The following is a 17,723-nucleotide window of genomic DNA, read 5'->3' as shown; positions in this document are numbered from 1 at the left end:
AAGGTCCTCACTCCTTGATGCAATCGACGGTGTAGCACCGCCCATTGCCCTGATCTTCATGTTGCAATCCGTGCACATCAGCAACGAACCCCGGGAAACTGCTATCGAACGTACGGGCAAATGCCAGGTAATCGATGATCGAACGGGTCGTCTCGGTAAAGCGCTCGCCCGGCATGATCAGTGGAATGCCAGGAGGATACGGGACCAGCATCACCGCGGCGATCCGCCCGGCCAGCGCATCGATCGACACGGCTTCGACTTCACCGCGCACCAATTGATCATAGGCGTCCGCCGGTTTCATCGCGACTTCCGGTAGCACGGTGTACATGCGCTTGAGGTGTTTGGCGGTGGCGTTGCTGCGATAACAGGCATGCAACTGATCGCACAGATCGCGCAGGCCCATGCCCTGATACCGCGCGACATTCTCCTGCGCCACGCAAGGCAGGCAACTGGCCAGACTGACGTTGGCGTCATAGCTGCGCTTGAACTCCAGCAACTCGGTGAGCAAGGTGCTCCACTTGCCCTTGGTGATGCCCATGGAGAACAACACCAGGAACGAATACAGCCCGGTCTTCTCGACCACCAGGCCACGCTCCCAAAGGAATTTGCTGACCACCGCCGCCGGAATCCCGCGCTCGCTCAGCGCGCCACCGGCCGTCAGCCCCGGCATCACCAGCGTGACCTTGATCGGGTCGAGCAACACATAATCGTCGGTCACGCCACCAAAGCCATGCCAGTCGGCATCGGGCTGCAGCAACCAGTCCTCGGTGACGACCCGGTCGATGCCCTGTGCCGACGGCGGTTGCCAGATCGAAAACCACCAGTCATCCGCGGCAATGTGCTGGCGCAGGTTGGCCAGCGCCCGGCGAAAACTCAGGGCCTCATCGAACATTTCCTGCAACAGCGAACGCCCGGCCGGACCCTCCATCATCGCCGAAGCCACATCCAGCGAAGCGATGATGCCGTACTGCGGCGAGGTCGAGATGTGCATCATGAAGGCTTCGTTGAAGCGATCCCGGTCCAGTTGCCGCGCACCGCCATCGCGCACATGGATCATCGAAGCCTGACTGAATGCCGCCAGCAATTTGTGGGTGGAATGGGTGGTAAACACCAACGGGCTGCCTTCATCACGGGATGTGCCCATGCCGTAGCGCCCGGCGAAAAACTCATGAAAGGCCGCATAGGCGTACCAGGCCTCGTCGAAGTGCAGCACCTCGACGCTATTGCCCAGTTGCTGCCTGATCAGCTCGGCGTTGTAGCAGAGGCCGTCGTAGGTGGAATTGGTCACCACGGCGAGCTTGACCTTCGGCGAACGCCCCTTGGTCAGCGGGCTGGCGTCGATCTTGGCCTGTATCGATTCGCGGCTGAACTCGCTCAGGGGAATCGGGCCGATGATCCCCAGCTCATTACGCTCCGGACACAGGTACAGCGGGATCGCGCCGGTCATGATGATCGAGTGCAGCACCGATTTGTGGCAGTTGCGGTCCACCAGCACCAGATCATCGCGAGCGACCACCGAATGCCAGACAATCTTGTTGGCCGTAGATGTGCCATTGATCACGAAAAAGGTGTGATCGGCGCCGAAATTACGTGCAGCACGGGCCTCGGCTTCAGCCAGGGGGCCGGTGTGATCGAGCAAGGAGCCGAGCTCGGGCACAGACACCGAAAGATCCGAGCGCAGGGTGTTTTCCCCGAAAAACTGGTGGAACGCCTGCCCGACCGGACTCTTGTGATACGCCACGCCACCGCCGTGACCGGGGGTGTGCCACGAATAATTGGAGTCCGCGGTGTGTTGCACCAGCGCCTTGAAAAAAGGCGGCAACAGGCCATCGAGGTACTTGCGCGCGGCGCGGGCAACCTGCCGGGCAAGAAAAGGCACGGTGTCTTCAAACAGGTAAAGAATGCCGCGCAACTGATTGAGTTCGGCCATGGCGTCGGCGGGTGCGTTTTCCAGGGTCACTTTTTCGCCCAGGGCGAAGATCGGCAGATCCGGTGCGCGCACTCGCGCCAGGCCGATCAGTTCGGCCATGTTCTGCAACAAATGCGAATGGCTGCTGGCGTCCTCGGACGCTATCAACATGCAGGACAGGCCATGGTAAGTCGACGCCACCAATCGCCCTTCGGTGTAGTCCACCGCCGAAACGACGCTGAACCCTTCCTGCTCCAGCTCCCGGGCGATGCCCCGCACGCGGTCGCCGGCGACGCTGTCGGCCTTGATGTCGCGATGGACAATCAGGACCGGGAATTTCAAATCTTTATACATGAGGCTCAGTGTCCTGAGGCGGCAGACCAGAGCCCGCCAATCACCTCAGGGTAGAGTGTTGCAGCGGATGTAGCGAGCGGGACGCACCAACTTGTGGCGACGCGGAGTTCCCCTGTGGCGAGGGGGCTTGTGTGGCGAATGCTCGGTCAAGCCTGCGCTTCAGCCTCAACCAACTGCACCCACAACGCCGGAGCACCCGCGGATTTGCCGATGATTTCCAGCCGCGCCGCATGGCGGGCCAGGTCGTCTTCACTCGCGCGGATGATCCGCGTCGGCTGGCGGTCCGCCGGCAAACGACGGATCTCGGTGGCCGAATTATCCGCGCCTTCACCGGAGCCATTGCCATCGGAGGCGTTACCGGCCAGGGACAAACTGGTCTGCCCGCCGGTCATGGTCAGGTAGACGTCGGCGAGAATCTCGGAGTCGAGCAAGGCGCCGTGCAGTTCACGGCCGGAGTTGTCGACGCCATAGCGCTTGCACAGGGCATCGAGGCTGTTGCGCTGCCCCGGGTGACGTTCCCGGGCCATCATCAGGGTGTCGAGGATCGAGCAGTGCTGCGTGATGTCCGCGCGGTCCTGCTGCCCCATCAGGGCGAATTCGTTGTTGATGAAGCCAACGTCGAACGCCGCGTTGTGGATGATCAGCTGCGCGCCCTTGATGAACTCGAAGAACTCGTCGGCCACCTCGGCAAAACGCGGCTTGCCCACGAGGAATTCGTTGGTGATGCCGTGGACGCCGATGGCGCCCTCGTCACTTTCGCGATCGGGTTGCAGGTACACATGAAAGTGCCGGCCCGTCAGGCGTCGGCCGATCAACTCGACACAACCGATTTCGATAATCCGGTGGCCGTCGGTCACCGGCATGCCGGTGGTTTCGGTGTCGAGTACAACGGATCTGGTGGCCATCAGTGCTCAGCTCTCAATCGGTCAATCGTGCAAAAGCGGCGATGTTAACACGCTCGCCGGGGTCTTTCAGATACACCGAGCCATCTGTAGGAGCTGGCTTGCCAGCGATGGCGGTCATGAGATCGACTAAAACCAGACGAGCATCGCCGGCAAACCGGCTCCTGCAGGGTCCGATGTGAACTCACGTCTGCTTGTACCCGCGCACTTCATCGACGCCACGGTTGGCCAACTGGTCGGCCCGTTCGTTACCGTGATGGCCAATGTGTCCGCGCACCCATTTCCAGGTGACTTTGTGGCGGTTGACCTGCTCGTCGAGCAGCTTCCACAGGTCAGCGTTTTTCACCGGCTCCTTCGCCGCGGTTTTCCAGCCGCGCTTCTTCCAGTTGTCCATCCACTCGTTGATGCCTTTCATCACGTACTGGGAGTCGGTCACCAGCAGCACCTCACAGGGCCGCTTGAGCTCTTCCAGGCCACGGATCGCGCCCATCAGCTCCATGCGGTTGTTGGTGGTATTGGCTTCGCCGCCCCAGAGTTCCTTTTCGACGCCCTTGCACACCAGCAGTGCGCCCCAGCCGCCAGGGCCGGGGTTGCCTTTGCAGGCGCCGTCGGTGAACAGTTCTACGCTATCGCTCATGCCAATCTATCCAGAAAATGCGCCGGCCCGCCGATCGCTGATCGACGACGCCCGAAGCCGGGACAGGCCCGGCCGCAAATGAAAAGTGTGTATTACGGTTCGATGTTGCGCCGGTTGACCTTGGCCATCGGCAAGGGAATCAACTTGCCCATCGGCTCGCGCCGTTCCTGACGGACCGGTCGCAGGCCCACCACGATCTTGCGCGCCACCAATAAATAGAAGCCGCCACCCGACAGTTGCCAGTCACCGGCCTTGCGCTCCCAGCCGGCCAGGCGGGTCTGCCACGCCGGTGACGCGAGGGGCGGACGATAGCACCCGAAGCGGCGTTTCTCCAGCGCGAAGCCCAGCAGGTTCAGCCAGTCCGCGACTCGTGACGGTGAAATGCAGCGCGCCTTGCGCAGCGCATCCTGGGCAAACACATGCCGCAGGCCCCAACTGCTCCAGGGGTTGATGCCGATGATCAGCAGATGCCCACCGGGGCGTACGCTGCTCGCCGCCTCGCGAAGCAGGCCGTGGGGCGACAGGCAGAAATCCAGGCCATGCTGCAGCACCACCACATCGGCGGCATGCTCGCTCAGCGGCCAGGCCTGTTCCTCGCAGACAATCTCGACCCCCGGCAACGGCGCGCCAAGGCGCACATTGCGCTGTACCTGCGGCGCTGACGGCGGCGTCTGGGCCGAAGGGCCGTAATGCACCAGATAGCCACCAAAGAACCGCCCGAGTTCGTCTTCGAGCATGCGCCGTTCTTCGTCCAGCAGGAATTGCCCGATCGGGCCTTCCAGCCACTCGCGGGCCGCGCTGATCAACGCCAGCCAGTCAGGATCGGCCTGTGCGAACGCTTTATCAGTCATTGCATTCTCCAACGCGCCAGGAAGTTCTAAGATGCGCCAATGTTTTCCGCTTGGCGAATCCGACGATGATACAGATCACAGCCCTGCCCGCCTTCACCGACAACTACATCTGGTTGTTACAAGACCACGGCAGCAAACGCTGCGCGGTGGTCGACCCGGGCGATGCCGCCCCGGTACAAGCCTGGCTCGACGCCAATCCGGGTTGGGTACTGAGTGATATTCTGATCACTCACCACCATCATGACCACGTCGGCGGCGTCGAACTGCTGAAGAAAGCGACCAACGCGAAAGTCTATGGTCCGGCCAGCGAAAAGATCCCGGCGCGCGACGTCGCGCTCAAGGACAACGACAAGGTCAGCGTGCTCGGCTGGGACTTCGACGTCTTTGCGGTCCCGGGCCACACCCTGGGGCATATAGCCTATTACCATCACGGGCTGCTGTTCTGCGGCGACACCCTGTTTGCCGCTGGCTGCGGGCGCTTGTTCGAAGGCACGCCACAACAAATGCATCGCTCGCTGACCCGCCTTGCGGCGTTGCCCGAAGACACGCTGGTCTACTGCACCCACGAATACACCCTGAGCAATCTGAAGTTCGCGGCAGCCGTCGAACCGAACAATCCGCACACCGCCGAACGCCTGGCAAAAGTCAGCCGCCAACGGGAGTCCGGGATCATGACGCTGCCGTCGACACTGGCGCTGGAAAAGCTGACAAACCCGTTTTTGCGCGCCGGCGAAACATCCGTTAAAGAAAAAGCGGACGAACGGACCGGCACCGATAACTCGGCGCCCGATATGGTTTTTGCTGCGCTTCGGGCTTGGAAAGATACGTTCTAAAGGGCTTTCAAAAGGTTGCAACAATTCTGAAAGGTTGACCGCGCAGGGTGCGCTTTCTAGAATCGCCCGACATTTTTGCCCGGAACTAACTTCCAGCCAATGTCGTCACCTATTCGTAAAGCCATCAGTTCAGACGCATTGACCCGCTTGGCTCAAGCCATCGCGGTGGCTGTGTCCGCCACCCTGGCGGGCTGTTCCAGCCATGCGCCGCAGACCGATGCGGCGCACACGCCGAACATCGCCGCGCGCGCCAAGCAGAAGCCGATCTGGCTCAGCGAAAAACCCAGCCCGCAGATTCCTCAGGACGTCTGGGAGCGTATGCGCCAGGGCTTCCAGTTGCAGGATGGACTGGGTGTCAACCCGCGCATCGAACAGCAACGCCTGTGGTTCGCCAGCAATCCATCTTTCCTCGAAAACGCCGGCGAGCGTGGCAGCCTCTACATTCACTACATCGTCGAACGCCTCGAAGAGCGCAACATGCCGCTGGAACTGGCCTTGCTGCCAGTGATTGAAAGTGCCTACAACCCGATGGCCTATTCCCGGGCCGACGCGGTGGGTCTTTGGCAATTCATCCCGTCCACCGGGCGCTACTTCAACCTGCGTCAAACCCGTTTCTATGATGGCCGTCGCGATATCACCGCGTCGACCACCGCCGCGCTGGACTACCTGACGCGACTGCACGACATGTTCAACGGCGACTGGATGCTGGCCCTGGCGGCCTACAACGCCGGCGAAGGCACCGTCAGCCGGGCCATCGAGCGCAACGAACGCCTTGGCCTGCCGACCGACTACTGGAACCTGCCGCTGCCCTCCGAAACCCAGGCCTACGTGCCGAAGTTGCTCGCGCTGTCGCAAGTGGTGATGGCGCCGGAAGCCTACGGCGTGAACCTCAACCCGATCGCCAACGAACCTTACTTCAAGGTCGTCGAAATCAACCAGCGCATGGACCTGTCCAAGGTCGCTGAAGTGGCCAACATCGACGAAGACGAACTGTTCCAGCTCAACCCGGCCTTCAAGCAGCGCACCACCATCGACGGTCCGCAACACCTGCTGGTGCCGACTTCCAAGGCGCAGCTGCTGACCAGCAGCCTGCAGACCATGCGCCCTGAAGAGTTGATCAGCAAGAAGTCGCTCAAGCCGGTCTTCGAAGGCGCAAGCGACACCCAGGTCGCCAGCGCCAAGCGTTCCTACCGGGTCAAGCGCGGTGACAACCTGGGCTCCATCGCCAAGGCCAACAACGTTGACGTGAAGGACCTGCAACGTTGGAACAAGCTCTCCGGCAAGAACCTCAAGCCCGGCCAGACCCTGGTCATGCAGGACAACAGCAAACGCAGCTCCGGGCGCGTCAACACCGTGATCGCAGCGAACAGCAAAAAGCAGCAGCAGACCAGGTACAAGGTCCAGCAAGGCGACTCGCTGTACATCGTGGCCAAGCGCTTCAATATCGAGATGCAGCACCTCAAGCGCTGGAACCCGCGCGTCGGTCAGGCGCTCAAGCCTGGCCAGATGCTCACCGTGGCCAATCCGCACTAACCTGCAGGAGCCGGCTTGCCGGCGATGCGATCAAACTGATGGATCGCATCGTTTTGATCGCCGGCAAGCCAGCTCCTACAAAAAACCAGCCCCTTCCCGGCCCCGTCTTTTTCCTGTCCATACAAGCTGTTACTGTACGGTCCACAAAGCCCAAGCCGCCTGGATCGGATCCTCTATTTGAAGCGTCCCCTGCCCCTGCTCCTGATCAGCCTGGCCTTGAGCTCCACCGCAAGCGCGACGATCAGCGAAAGCCATGGTTATGCGCAGTTCGGCACGCTCAAGTACCCGGCCCGATTTACCCACTTCGACTGGGTCAACCCGCAAGCGCCCAAGGGCGGTACGTTGCGGGTCATGGCGTTTGGCACCTTCGATACGCTCAACCCGTACACCTTCAAGGGCACCAGCCCGGTCACCACACCGAACTTCCTGCAATACGGCATCAACGAGCTCAACGAACCGCTGATGGTCGGCACCGGGCAGTACGCGCCTTCGGGTGACGAGCCCGCGTCCAGCTATGGCCTGATTGCCCAGTCGGTGGAGTACAACGAGAACCGCAGCTGGGTGGTGTTCAACCTGCGTCCCGAAGCGCGCTTCCATGACGGCACGCCAATCACCGCCTACGACGTCGCGTTCTCCTACCGCACGCTGCTCAAGGAAGGCCATCCGCTGTACCGCACCAGCCTTCAGGAAGTGCTGCGGGTCGACATCCTCAACCCCCGGCGCATCCGTTTCGTGTTCAAGCGCGCCGGCAATCCGCTGCTGATCCTGCGCCTGGGCGAAATGCCGGTGCTGCCACAACACTACTGGAAAGGTCGCGACTTCAAGGCCACCACTTTCGAACCGCCGCTGGGCAGCGGGCCGTATCGCATCACATCGGTCACGCCGGGGCGGCAGATCGTCTTCGAACGGGTCAAGGACTACTGGGGCAAGGACCTGCCGGTCAATCGCGGCAAGTACAACTTCGACCGCATGGAAGTCGAGTTCTACCGTGACGCCGACGTGGCGTTCGAGGCGTTCAAGGCCGATGAATTCGACATCTACATCGAGCATCAGGCGAAGAACTGGGCCAGCGGCTACAACTTCCCCGCGATACGCCGCGGTGACGTGATCAAGGCGCAGATCCCCCACCAGATCCCGACCCAGACCCAGGGCCTGTTCATGAACAGCCGCCGGCCGACGTTCACGGATGCCAAAGTCCGTGAAGCGCTGGGGCTGATGTTCAACTTCGAATGGACCAACCGCACACTGTTCAGTGGCGCCTACCAGCGAGCCATGAGCTACTACCCCAACAGCGAGTTCTCGGCGGGCGGATTACCGGTCGGGCACGAATGGCTGTTGCTCAAGCCCTATCGTGAACAGCTGCCGGCCAGGCTCTTTACCGAACCGTTCAGCCTGCCGCAGACCGATGGCCGCGGCATCCCCCGGGAGACCTTGCGCAAAGCCCTCGGCCTGCTCGCCGAAGCCGGCTGGAAGCTCAATGGCCAGCGCCTGCAAAACGCCGCCGGGCAACCCCTGCGCCTGGAACTGCTGCTGGTCAACCCGAACCTTGAACGCATCCTCCAGCCTTATGTCGAGAACCTCGCCAGCATCGGCATCGATGCGCGGCTGCGCACGGTCGATCGCGCGCAATACAAGCAGCGCCTCGACCAGTTCGATTTCGACATGATTCTGATGACCCTCAACCAGACCCTCAGCCCGGGCCTGGAACAGTGGCAGTACTTTCATTCCAGCCAGGCCGGGGTCAAGGGCAGCAAGAACTACGCCGGCATCACCAACCCGGTGGTCGATCACTTGCTCGAACAGTTGCTGGCCGCACAAAACCGCGATGAACAGGTCGCCGCCGGCAAGGCCCTCGACCGGGTGCTGCTGTGGCAGCACTACATCGTGCCCAACTGGTACCTCAATTATCACCGCCTGGCGTACCGCAACCGGCTCGCCTTCGTCACCACGCCGCCCTACACCCTGGGCCTGAACGCGTGGTGGCTGAAATCTTCGGAGAAAGATCAATGACCCCCATCCGCACCCTGCTCCTGCAGGCCGGCGGCCTGCTGTTCGCCGGGCTGGCCTGCGCCGCCCCGCAGCACGCCGTGACCCTGTACAACGAGCCGCCGAAATACCCGGCCGACTTCAAACACTTCGACTACGTCAATCCGGACGCGCCCAAGGGCGGGATTTTCCGCCAGGCCGGTTTCGGCGGCTTCGACAGCCTCAACCCCTTCATCAGCAAGGGCGTGCCGGCGGACGATATCGGCATGATCTACGACACGCTGGCCAAGCAAGGCCTGGACGAACCCTTCACCGAGTACGGCCTGATCGCCCGCCTGATCGAAAAAGCCCCGGACAACGCCTGGGTGCGTTTCTACCTGCGGCCCGAAGCGCGTTTCCACGACGGTCACCCGGTCCGTGCCGAAGACGTGGTATTCAGCTTCCAGATGCTGACCAAGGACGGCGCGCCGATGTACCGCGGCTACTACAACGACGTCGCGGAAGTGGTCGCCGAAGACCCGCTCACCGTACTGTTCAGGTTCAAGCACTCCAATAATCGCGAACTGCCGCTGATCCTCGGCCAGTTGCCGGTGCTGCCCAAGCACTGGTGGGCCGACCGCGACTTCAACAAGGGCAACCTGGAGATCCCGCTGGGCAGCGGCCCCTACAAGGTCGGCGAAGTGAAGGCCGGGCGCTCGGTGCGCTATGAGAGGGTCAAGGATTACTGGGGCAAGGACCTGCCGGTCAATCGGGGTTTCTACAACTTCGACGTGATGACCACCGATTACTACCGCGACAACACCGTGGCCCTGGAAGCGCTCAAGGCCGGGCAGTTCGACTACTGGCTGGAGATGACCGCGAAAAACTGGGCCAACGCCTACAACATTCCGGCGGTCACCGAAGGCCGGCTGGTCAAGGAACAGATTGCCAACGGCAATCCGACCGGCATGCAAGGATTCGTGTTCAACATGCGCCGCCCGGTGTTCCAGGATGTGCGCGTGCGCGAGGCCCTGTCGCTGTTGCTGGACTTCGAATGGACCAACAAGCAACTGTTCAACGGCGCCTACGCGCGCACCCGCAGTTACTTCGAGAACTCGGAAATGGCCGCTACCGGCCTGCCCGATGCCGATCAGGTGGCGATCCTCGAGCCGTTTCGCGGCAAGCTGCCGCCGCAGGTGTTCAGCGAAGCGTTCCAGAACCCGAGCACCGACGGCAGCGGCATGATCCGCGCCCAACAGCGTGAAGCCTATCAACTGCTGCTGGAGGCCGGCTGGCGCATCGTCGATGACAAGATGGTCGATGCCACCGGCAAACCGGTGGTCATCGAGTTCCTGTTGGCGCAGACCGAATTCGAACGGGTGCTGCTGCCGTTCAAGCGCAACCTGAGCGACCTGGGCATCGACCTGGTGATTCGCCGGGTCGATGTCTCGCAATACATCAACCGCGTGCGCTCCCGGGACTTCGACATGATCGTCGGCAGCTTTCCGCAGTCCAACTCGCCGGGCAACGAACAGCGCGAGTTCTGGATGTCGGCGGCCGCCGACAAACCCGGCAGCCGCAACTCCATGGGCCTGAAAGATCCGGTGGTCGATCAACTGGTCGAGCAACTGATCAACGCCGATTCGCGCAAGAGCCTGGTGGCCCATGCCCGTGCGCTGGACCGCGCTCTGCAATGGGGCTATTACGTAATACCCAACTGGCACATCAAGACCTGGCGCGTGGCGTACTGGAACCACATCGGCCATCCAAAGGTCTCGCCCAAATACGACATCGGCACGGCCACCTGGTGGGTCAAGCCCGATATCAAGCCGGCAATAGAAGTCGAAACCACACTGCAGGCCGATCCTGCGGGCACGGAGTAATCAGATGCTGGCGTACATTTTTCGGCGACTGCTGCTGATCATTCCGACCCTGTTCGGCATCTTGCTGATCAACTTCGTGATCATCCAGGCGGCTCCGGGTGGGCCGGTGGAGCAGATGATCGCCAAGCTCGAAGGCTTCGAAGGCGCCACCAGCCGCATCGCCGGCGGCGGTGCCGAAGTCTCGGTGGCAGGCTCGGCCTATCGCGGCGCCCAGGGCCTGGACCCGGCGCTGATCAAGGAAATCGAGCACATGTACGGCTTCGACAAATCGGCGCCGGAACGCTTGTGGATCATGGTCAAGAACTATGCGTCGCTGGATTTCGGCGACAGCTTCTTCCGCGACGCCAAGGTCATCGACCTGATCAAGGAAAAAATGCCGGTGTCGATCTCCCTCGGGCTGTGGAGCACGCTGATCATGTACCTGGTGTCGATCCCGCTGGGGATCGCCAAGGCCACGCGGCACGGCAGCCACTTCGACGTCTGGACCAGTTCGGCGATCATCGTCGGCTATGCGATCCCGGCGTTCCTGTTCGCCATCCTGCTGATCGTGGTGTTCGCCGGCGGCAGTTACCTGGACTGGTTCCCGTTGCGCGGGCTGACCTCGAACAACTTCGATGAACTGAGCATGGGCGGCAAGATCCTCGACTACTTCTGGCACCTGGCGCTGCCGGTGACCGCGCTGGTGATCGGCAACTTCGCGACCATGACCCTGCTGACCAAGAACAGCTTCCTCGACGAAATCAACAAACAGTACGTGATCACCGCCAGGGCCAAGGGCCTGACCAACCACCGCGTGCTGTACGGTCACGTGTTCCGCAACGCCATGCTGTTGGTGATCGCCGGCTTCCCCTCGGCCTTCATCGGCATCTTCTTCACCGGCTCGTTGCTGGTGGAGGTGATTTTCTCCCTCGACGGTCTCGGCCTGATGAGCTTCGAGGCGGCGATCAACCGTGATTACCCGGTGGTGTTCGGCACCCTGTTCATCTTCACCCTGCTCGGGCTGGTGGTGAAACTGATCGGCGACCTCACCTACACCTTTGTCGATCCGCGCATCGACTTCGAAAGCCGGGAGCATTGAGATGAACCTGTCCCCACTCAATCGCCGACGCTTCGAACTGTTCAAGGCCAACAAGCGTGGCTGGTGGTCGCTGTGGCTGTTCCTGATCCTGTTCGGCGCCAGCCTGGGCGCCGAGCTGATCGCCAACGACAAGCCGCTGGCGGTGCAGTACGACAACAACTGGTACTTCCCGGCGCTCAAGCGCTACCCGGAAACCACCTTCGGCGGTGAATTTCCGCTGGAGGCCAACTACAAGAGTCCGTACATCCGCGAACTGCTCAAGGCCAAGGACGCCTGGGTGCTGTGGGCGCCGATTCCCTACAGCTACCAGAGCATCAACTACGACCTGAAAGTCCCGGCCCCGGCCCCACCCTCGGCGGACAACCTGCTGGGCACCGACGATCAGGGCCGCGACGTGCTGGCCCGGGTGATCTACGGCTTCCGCATTTCGGTGCTGTTCGCCCTGACCCTGACCGTGCTCAGCTCGATCATCGGCGTGATCGCCGGGGCCTTGCAGGGTTTCTATGGCGGTTGGGTGGACCTGGCCGGGCAGCGCTTCCTGGAGATCTGGTCCGGGCTGCCGGTGCTGTACCTGCTGATCATCCTCGCCAGCTTCGTGCAGCCCAACTTCTGGTGGCTGCTGGGGATCATGCTGCTGTTCTCGTGGATGAGCCTGGTGGACGTGGTGCGCGCCGAGTTCCTGCGCGGGCGCAACCTGGAATACGTACGCGCCGCCCGCGCCCTGGGCATGCAGAACGGTGCGATCATGTTTCGCCACATCCTGCCCAACGCGATGGTCTCGACCATGACCTTCATGCCGTTCATCCTCACGGGCGCCATCGGCACCCTGACCGCCCTGGACTTCCTCGGCTTCGGCCTGCCGGCGGGCAGCCCTTCGCTGGGTGAACTGGTGGCCCAGGGCAAATCCAACCTGCAGGCGCCATGGCTGGGCATCAGCGCCTTTGCCGTGCTGGCCTTGATGTTGAGTCTGCTGGTGTTCATCGGCGAGTCCGCTCGCGATGCCTTCGACCCGAGGAAGTGAAATGAATCATGACAATCTGATCGAAGTGCGCGACCTGTCCGTCGAGTTTGTCGTCGGCAATCGCTGCCAGCGGGCGGTCGAAGGCGTCAGCTTCGACATCAAGCGCGGCGAAACCCTGGCGCTGGTCGGTGAAAGTGGCTCTGGCAAATCGGTGACCGCGCATTCGATCCTGCGCCTGCTGCCCTACCCGCTCGCCCGGCATCCGTCCGGGACCATTTCGTATTCCGGGCAGAACCTGCTGGACCTGAAAGAAAAAACCATCCGCCACATTCGCGGCAACCGCATCGCGATGATCTTCCAGGAGCCGATGACCTCGCTCAACCCCCTGCACTCGATCGAAAAACAGATCAACGAAGTGCTGGGCATTCACAAGGGCCTGACCGGCAAGGTTGCGACCAAACGCACCCTGGAGCTGCTGGAGATGGTCGGCATCCCCGAGCCGCACAAGCGCCTCAAGGCCCTGCCCCACGAATTGTCCGGCGGCCAACGGCAGCGGGTGATGATCGCCATGGCCCTGGCCAACGAGCCGGAACTGCTGATCGCCGACGAGCCGACCACCGCGCTGGACGTGACCGTTCAGCTGAAAATCCTCGAATTGCTCAAGGAACTGCAGGCTCGCCTGGGCATGGCGTTGCTGTTGATCAGCCACGATTTGAACCTTGTGCGAAGAATTGCGCATCGCGTATGTGTCATGCAGCGAGGTTGCATCGTCGAACAGGCATCGTGCGAAGAACTGTTCCGCGCGCCGCAGCATCCGTACACTCGGGAACTGCTGGCAGCGGAGCCCGGCGGCAAGCCTGCAAGCAACGTGATCGGCCCGCCATTGCTGGCGGTCGAGGACCTGAAAGTCTGGTTTCCGATCAAGAAAGGCCTGCTCAAGCGCACGGTGGATTACGTCAAGGCGGTGGACGGCATCAACTTCAGCCTGCCCCAGGGCCAGACCCTGGGGATCGTGGGTGAAAGCGGTTCCGGCAAATCCACGCTGGGGCTGGCCATTTTGCGGCTGATCGGCAGCAAAGGCGCGATCCGCTTCGAAGGCAAGCAGCTGGACTGCCTGACGCAGAACGAGGTACGCCCGCTGCGGCGGGAGATGCAAGTGGTGTTTCAGGACCCGTTTGGCAGCCTGAGCCCGCGGATGTGCGTGAGCCAGATCGTTGGCGAAGGCCTGCGGATCCACAAGATGGGCACCGAGGCGGAACAGGAACAAGCGATCATTGCAGCACTGAAGGAGGTAGGCCTGGATCCGGAAACCCGGCACCGCTACCCCCACGAATTTTCCGGAGGGCAACGGCAGAGAATCGCCATTGCCCGGGCATTGGTGTTAAAACCGGCGTTGATTTTGCTGGACGAGCCGACTTCGGCCCTCGACCGCACGGTACAACGCCAGGTAGTGGAGCTTTTGCGTTCACTGCAAAGCAAGTACAACCTGACGTATCTGTTTATCAGCCATGACCTGGCTGTGGTGAAAGCGCTGAGCCACCAGTTGATGGTGGTCAAGCATGGCCAAGTGGTCGAACAGGGAGACGCGCAAAGCATTTTTGCCGCCCCCCAACATCCGTATACACAGCAGTTGCTGGAAGCCGCTTTTCTGGCTCCAGCCACTGCGCAATAACCTGAAAGAGGAGCAACACATGGGTTTTCTCGCCGGTAAGCGCGTACTGATCGTCGGTGTCGCCAGCAAGCTGTCCATCGCATCCGGCATCGCTGCCGCCATGCATCGCGAGGGCGCTGAGCTTGCCTTCACTTATCAGAACGACAAACTGAAAGGTCGTGTCGAAGAATTCGCCCAAGGCTGGGGTTCGAACCCTGAGCTGTGCTTCCCGTGCGACGTGGCCAGCGATGAAGAAATCGCCAAGGTCTTCGAAGCACTGAGCAAGAAGTGGGACGGCCTGGACTGCATCGTGCACTCCGTCGGCTTCGCCCCGGGCGACCAACTGGACGGCGACTTCACCGAAGCCACCACCCGTGAAGGCTTCCGCATCGCCCACGACATCAGCGCCTACAGCTTCGTGGCCCTGGCCAAGGCCGGCCGCGAAATGATGAAAGGCCGCAACGGCAGCCTGCTGACCCTGTCGTACCTGGGCGCCGAGCGCACCATGCCGAACTACAACGTGATGGGCATGGCCAAGGCTTCCCTGGAAGCCGGCGTACGCTACCTGGCCGGTTCCCTGGGCCCGGACGGCACTCGCGTGAACTGCGTATCGGCCGGCCCGATCCGCACCCTCGCCGCTTCCGGCATCAAGAACTTCCGCAAGATGCTGGCCGCCAACGAAGCGCAAACCCCGCTGCGTCGCAACGTCACCATCGACGAAGTCGGCAACGCCGGCGCCTTCCTGTGCTCGGACCTGGCGTCCGGCATCAGCGGTGAAATCATGTACGTGGACGGTGGCTTCAACACCACGGCCATGGGCAGCATCGAAGAGTAATCTTCGACCAGCCAAAAAAACCCGCCTGTTCCGGCGGGTTTTTTTATGCCCGAGATTTCACGGACAAACATCACCCTTTGTGGGAGCGAGCTTGCTCGCGATAGCGGTCTGTCAGTCGACATCAATTGTGAATGTCAGTCCGTTATCGCGAGCAAGCTCGCTCCCACAGGGGTTATGTTCAGTCAGCTATCGGCGTCAGGCATTGCGCAAACAACTGCTGAATCGGCTGATTTCGCTGGCTATAGCGCTGCAGCAAGACAATCTCCCGATAGAACGTCAACTCGCCCAAGTGGATGATTCGTACCTTGGCCCCGTGTTCAAGCCATAACCCGGCTTCGGGCAGCAATGACACCCCCAACCCACACTCGACCATTTTCACAATAGCCTCCAGCTCATCCAGCTCCAGCGCCACCTGCACCTCGATCTTCTGTTCACGCAGAAACCGCGTCACCAGCCGCCCGCCAAACGAATTGCGGTCGTAGCGCACATGAGGATGCTCGGCGAGCAGTTGCAATGGATCATCGCCTTCGAGGTCCGCCGGCACGATCAGCACAAAGGGTTCCCGGCGAATCACCTGCGCGAACAGTTCCTTGGGCAACTCGAACGGCGGCTTGATCAGGATCGCCAGGTCCACTTCGCCCGTGTCCACCTGGCTCAGCAGGTTCAGCGACACACCGGGCACCAGCTTGGGCTCAAGCAAAGGTGCCTGTTGCCGCAAGCGCAGCAGCGCCTGCGGCAGCAGCCCGGTCTGCGCCGTCGCCACCGCACCGATTTTCAGTTCGCCGCGGTACTCGCTGACATCGTCACTGACCGCCATGCGGCTGAAGATTTCGAGCATTTCCCTGGCCATCGGCAACGCACGCTGCCCCGCCGCATTGAGCAGCGCCTGGCGGCCGGTGCGATCGAACAGACGGATGCCCAGGGCCTGTTCCAGGTTGCGAATCTGCGCGCTGACTGCCGATTGCGTCAGGCCGATGTGCATGCCCGCGGCGGCGAAGGTGCCATGGCGTGCCACCGCGATAAAGGTTTTCAGTTCTCGTAACATGGCGGCCTCGATTGATCGAAATAATTTGAGCTCGCTGCAAAAATTATCGTCTTTCAATCAAAAAGCACAGGGCTAAACTCAACCCACACCCACCAGCGAGGTTCGCCCGATGCAACTGTCCCCTTTTCACCTGGCCATACCGGTCTACGACTTGCCTGCCGCCCGGCACTTTTACGGCGCGGTGTTTGGCCTGGAAGAAGGTCGCTCAAGCGATCACTGGGTGGACTTCAATTTTTTCGGCCATCAACTGGTGATCCACCTCGCACCGAAAAACCTGGCGCAGGAAGCCGCGCACACCAATGCCGTGGATGGCCACGATGTGCCGGTGCCGCATTTTGGCGTGGTGCTCGGGATGGACGAGTGGGAGGCGCTGGCCGAGCGGCTGAAATCGCTGGGAACTCGCTTCGTGATCGAGCCGGGGATTCGTTTTCAGGGGCTGGTGGGTGAACAGGCGACGATGTTCCTGTTTGATCCTTGCGGCAATGCGCTGGAGTTCAAGGCGTTCAAGGATATCGGGCAGTTGTTTGCCAAATAGGTGGTGCCTGTTAGGACGCCATCGCGAGCAAGCTCGCTCCCACAGGTTTTGTGAGCACCACAATTCTACTGTGGGAGCGAGCTTGCTCGCGATGAGGCCCGCCTATTCACCACTGTTCTAACGGTTCATCACACTCTCGGCATCACCCAGCAGTTCCTCGATCGAGCCGTGAATGACGGGATCATATTCGACCTGGGTGACGCTGAAGCTAATGTCATAACTGCGCTGCGCCATAGCGTTGCGCTCATCGAGTATCTCATTGAGCCGAGCCTTGATTGCCGCAATCTCCACGCTGCTGGATCCGGTCAGCAGCGCCACGAAGCGGTCGCCTTCGAGCCGGCCGACCACATCGTTTTCACGAAAAGCGATACGCAGCACGTCGGCGAAGGTCTTGAGTGCATCGTCAGCCTTGGCCCGGCCGTACAGATAGCTGATGCGTTTGAACTCATCGAGGGTGAAGTACAGCAGCGTCGCCGGCGTCTGCAGCTCCTGGCAAGCGTCCAGTCCGAGGCGGGCCAGCGCGGTGAAGCCATGGCGATTGGACAGCAGCGTCAGCTCATCCATGCTTGCCATTTGCACGCCGGCCAGCTCTCGCTCGGCCAGGCGCGCCATTTCACGCAGCCGCTCCCGTTCTTGCTGTGGCGTGAGCAAGGGGCTTGTGGAGCGGCCCGATTTGCCCGTTTTGCCTGAGATCAACATTGTTGACTCCTTTTGACGGGTATGCACTTTAGAGTCGCCCATACCCGCATTG

The 17,723-nt window shown here is 61.5% G+C and carries 15 protein-coding genes; 9 read left to right on the top strand and 6 right to left on the bottom strand.

Annotation, left to right across the window (positions count from 1 at the left end; translation table 11 throughout):
• Positions 1–7 precede the first annotated feature (7 nt).
• The 4 genes from EI969_RS23175 to EI969_RS23160 form a co-directional block, all read right to left on the bottom strand.
• Positions 8–2,263 carry an arginine/lysine/ornithine decarboxylase gene (locus EI969_RS23175; protein WP_160389817.1) on the bottom strand — a complete coding sequence of 752 codons (2,256 nt, stop codon included), beginning with the start codon at positions 2,261–2,263 and terminating at the stop codon, positions 8–10.
• Positions 2,264–2,409: 146 nt separating this feature from the next.
• On the bottom strand, positions 2,410–3,168 hold the full coding sequence (gene dnaQ / locus EI969_RS23170; protein ID WP_160389816.1) for a DNA polymerase III subunit epsilon: 759 nt from the start codon (positions 3,166–3,168) through the stop codon (positions 2,410–2,412).
• A gap of 181 nt (positions 3,169–3,349) precedes the next feature.
• A complete protein-coding gene (gene rnhA / locus EI969_RS23165) occupies positions 3,350–3,802 on the bottom strand; it encodes a ribonuclease HI (RefSeq protein WP_095059896.1) in 453 nt (150 codons plus the stop codon).
• Positions 3,803–3,894: 92 nt separating this feature from the next.
• A complete protein-coding gene (locus EI969_RS23160; RefSeq protein ID WP_150718337.1) occupies positions 3,895–4,653 on the bottom strand; it encodes a class I SAM-dependent methyltransferase in 759 nt (252 codons plus the stop codon).
• A 65-nt stretch (positions 4,654–4,718) separates the two neighbouring features.
• On the opposite strand from EI969_RS23160, the gene gloB reads away from it, so the two are divergent.
• The 8 genes from gloB to fabI all read left to right on the top strand — a co-directional run bounded on the left by gloB (position 4,719) and on the right by fabI (position 15,392).
• Positions 4,719–5,486 carry a hydroxyacylglutathione hydrolase gene (gene gloB, locus EI969_RS23155; protein ID WP_160389830.1) on the top strand — a complete coding sequence of 256 codons (768 nt, stop codon included), beginning with the start codon at positions 4,719–4,721 and terminating at the stop codon, positions 5,484–5,486.
• Between the two features lie 99 nt (positions 5,487–5,585).
• Positions 5,586–7,019 carry a LysM peptidoglycan-binding domain-containing protein gene (locus EI969_RS23150; protein WP_160389815.1) on the top strand — a complete coding sequence of 478 codons (1,434 nt, stop codon included), beginning with the start codon at positions 5,586–5,588 and terminating at the stop codon, positions 7,017–7,019.
• 189 nt (positions 7,020–7,208) lie between these two features.
• Entirely contained in the window at positions 7,209–9,029 is a 1,821-nt protein-coding gene (locus EI969_RS23145) for an extracellular solute-binding protein (RefSeq protein ID WP_371926017.1), read from the top strand.
• Complete coding sequence (locus tag EI969_RS23140; protein ID WP_160389813.1) at positions 9,026–10,867, top strand: extracellular solute-binding protein; 1,842 nt, start codon at positions 9,026–9,028, stop codon at positions 10,865–10,867. Before EI969_RS23145 ends, EI969_RS23140 begins: the two co-directional genes overlap by 4 nt.
• 4 nt (positions 10,868–10,871) lie before the next feature.
• A complete protein-coding gene (locus tag EI969_RS23135; RefSeq protein ID WP_007979116.1) occupies positions 10,872–11,945 on the top strand; it encodes a microcin C ABC transporter permease YejB in 1,074 nt (357 codons plus the stop codon).
• A 1-nt stretch (position 11,946) separates the two neighbouring features.
• On the top strand, positions 11,947–12,966 hold the full coding sequence (locus tag EI969_RS23130; RefSeq protein ID WP_160389812.1) for an ABC transporter permease: 1,020 nt from the start codon (positions 11,947–11,949) through the stop codon (positions 12,964–12,966).
• Between the two features lies 1 nt (position 12,967).
• Positions 12,968–14,578 (top strand): ABC transporter ATP-binding protein, encoded by a 1,611-nt coding sequence (locus EI969_RS23125; protein ID WP_160389811.1) that lies wholly within the window; start codon positions 12,968–12,970, stop codon positions 14,576–14,578.
• Positions 14,579–14,597: 19 nt separating this feature from the next.
• Positions 14,598–15,392 (top strand): enoyl-ACP reductase FabI, encoded by a 795-nt coding sequence (gene fabI / locus EI969_RS23120; RefSeq protein WP_150718343.1) that lies wholly within the window; start codon positions 14,598–14,600, stop codon positions 15,390–15,392.
• 178 nt (positions 15,393–15,570) lie between these two features.
• On the opposite strand, the gene EI969_RS23115 is transcribed toward fabI, so the two are convergent.
• Positions 15,571–16,437, bottom strand: a complete 867-nt coding sequence (locus EI969_RS23115) for a LysR family transcriptional regulator (protein WP_160389810.1) — start codon at positions 16,435–16,437, stop codon at positions 15,571–15,573.
• 109 nt (positions 16,438–16,546) lie between these two features.
• Here EI969_RS23115 and EI969_RS23110 point away from each other — a divergent pair, with 109 nt between their 5' ends.
• A complete protein-coding gene (locus tag EI969_RS23110; RefSeq protein WP_160389809.1) occupies positions 16,547–16,972 on the top strand; it encodes a VOC family protein in 426 nt (141 codons plus the stop codon).
• 117 nt (positions 16,973–17,089) lie between these two features.
• On the opposite strand, the gene EI969_RS23105 is transcribed toward EI969_RS23110, so the two are convergent.
• Complete coding sequence (locus tag EI969_RS23105) at positions 17,090–17,671, bottom strand: GGDEF domain-containing protein (protein WP_160389808.1); 582 nt, start codon at positions 17,669–17,671, stop codon at positions 17,090–17,092.
• Positions 17,672–17,723 lie beyond the last annotated feature (52 nt).

The sequence above is a fragment of the Pseudomonas sp. PB101 genome (genome assembly GCF_009764265.1).
Taxonomy (GTDB): domain Bacteria; phylum Pseudomonadota; class Gammaproteobacteria; order Pseudomonadales; family Pseudomonadaceae; genus Aquipseudomonas.
Note: the sequence above shows the minus strand (reverse complement) of the source record. Positions and strands in the feature narration are given on the sequence as shown.

What these genes read in the sequence shown, in the direction of transcription:
- EI969_RS23175 (WP_160389817.1), bottom strand. Translation starts at nt 2,263, where the DNA reads ATGTATAAAGATTTGAAATTCCCGGTCCTGATTGTCCATCGCGACATC.
- EI969_RS23105 (WP_160389808.1), bottom strand. Translation starts at nt 17,671, where the DNA reads ATGTTGATCTCAGGCAAAACGGGCAAATCGGGCCGCTCCACAAGCCCC.
- rnhA (WP_095059896.1), bottom strand. Translation starts at nt 3,802, where the DNA reads ATGAGCGATAGCGTAGAACTGTTCACCGACGGCGCCTGCAAAGGCAAC.
- EI969_RS23160 (WP_150718337.1), bottom strand. Translation starts at nt 4,653, where the DNA reads ATGACTGATAAAGCGTTCGCACAGGCCGATCCTGACTGGCTGGCGTTG.
- EI969_RS23135 (WP_007979116.1), top strand. Translation starts at nt 10,872, where the DNA reads ATGCTGGCGTACATTTTTCGGCGACTGCTGCTGATCATTCCGACCCTG.
- dnaQ (WP_160389816.1), bottom strand. Translation starts at nt 3,168, where the DNA reads ATGGCCACCAGATCCGTTGTACTCGACACCGAAACCACCGGCATGCCG.
- EI969_RS23115 (WP_160389810.1), bottom strand. Translation starts at nt 16,437, where the DNA reads ATGTTACGAGAACTGAAAACCTTTATCGCGGTGGCACGCCATGGCACC.
- fabI (WP_150718343.1), top strand. Translation starts at nt 14,598, where the DNA reads ATGGGTTTTCTCGCCGGTAAGCGCGTACTGATCGTCGGTGTCGCCAGC.
- EI969_RS23150 (WP_160389815.1), top strand. Translation starts at nt 5,586, where the DNA reads ATGTCGTCACCTATTCGTAAAGCCATCAGTTCAGACGCATTGACCCGC.
- EI969_RS23140 (WP_160389813.1), top strand. Translation starts at nt 9,026, where the DNA reads ATGACCCCCATCCGCACCCTGCTCCTGCAGGCCGGCGGCCTGCTGTTC.
- EI969_RS23110 (WP_160389809.1), top strand. Translation starts at nt 16,547, where the DNA reads ATGCAACTGTCCCCTTTTCACCTGGCCATACCGGTCTACGACTTGCCT.
- EI969_RS23130 (WP_160389812.1), top strand. Translation starts at nt 11,947, where the DNA reads ATGAACCTGTCCCCACTCAATCGCCGACGCTTCGAACTGTTCAAGGCC.
- gloB (WP_160389830.1), top strand. Translation starts at nt 4,719, where the DNA reads ATGATACAGATCACAGCCCTGCCCGCCTTCACCGACAACTACATCTGG.
- EI969_RS23125 (WP_160389811.1), top strand. Translation starts at nt 12,968, where the DNA reads ATGAATCATGACAATCTGATCGAAGTGCGCGACCTGTCCGTCGAGTTT.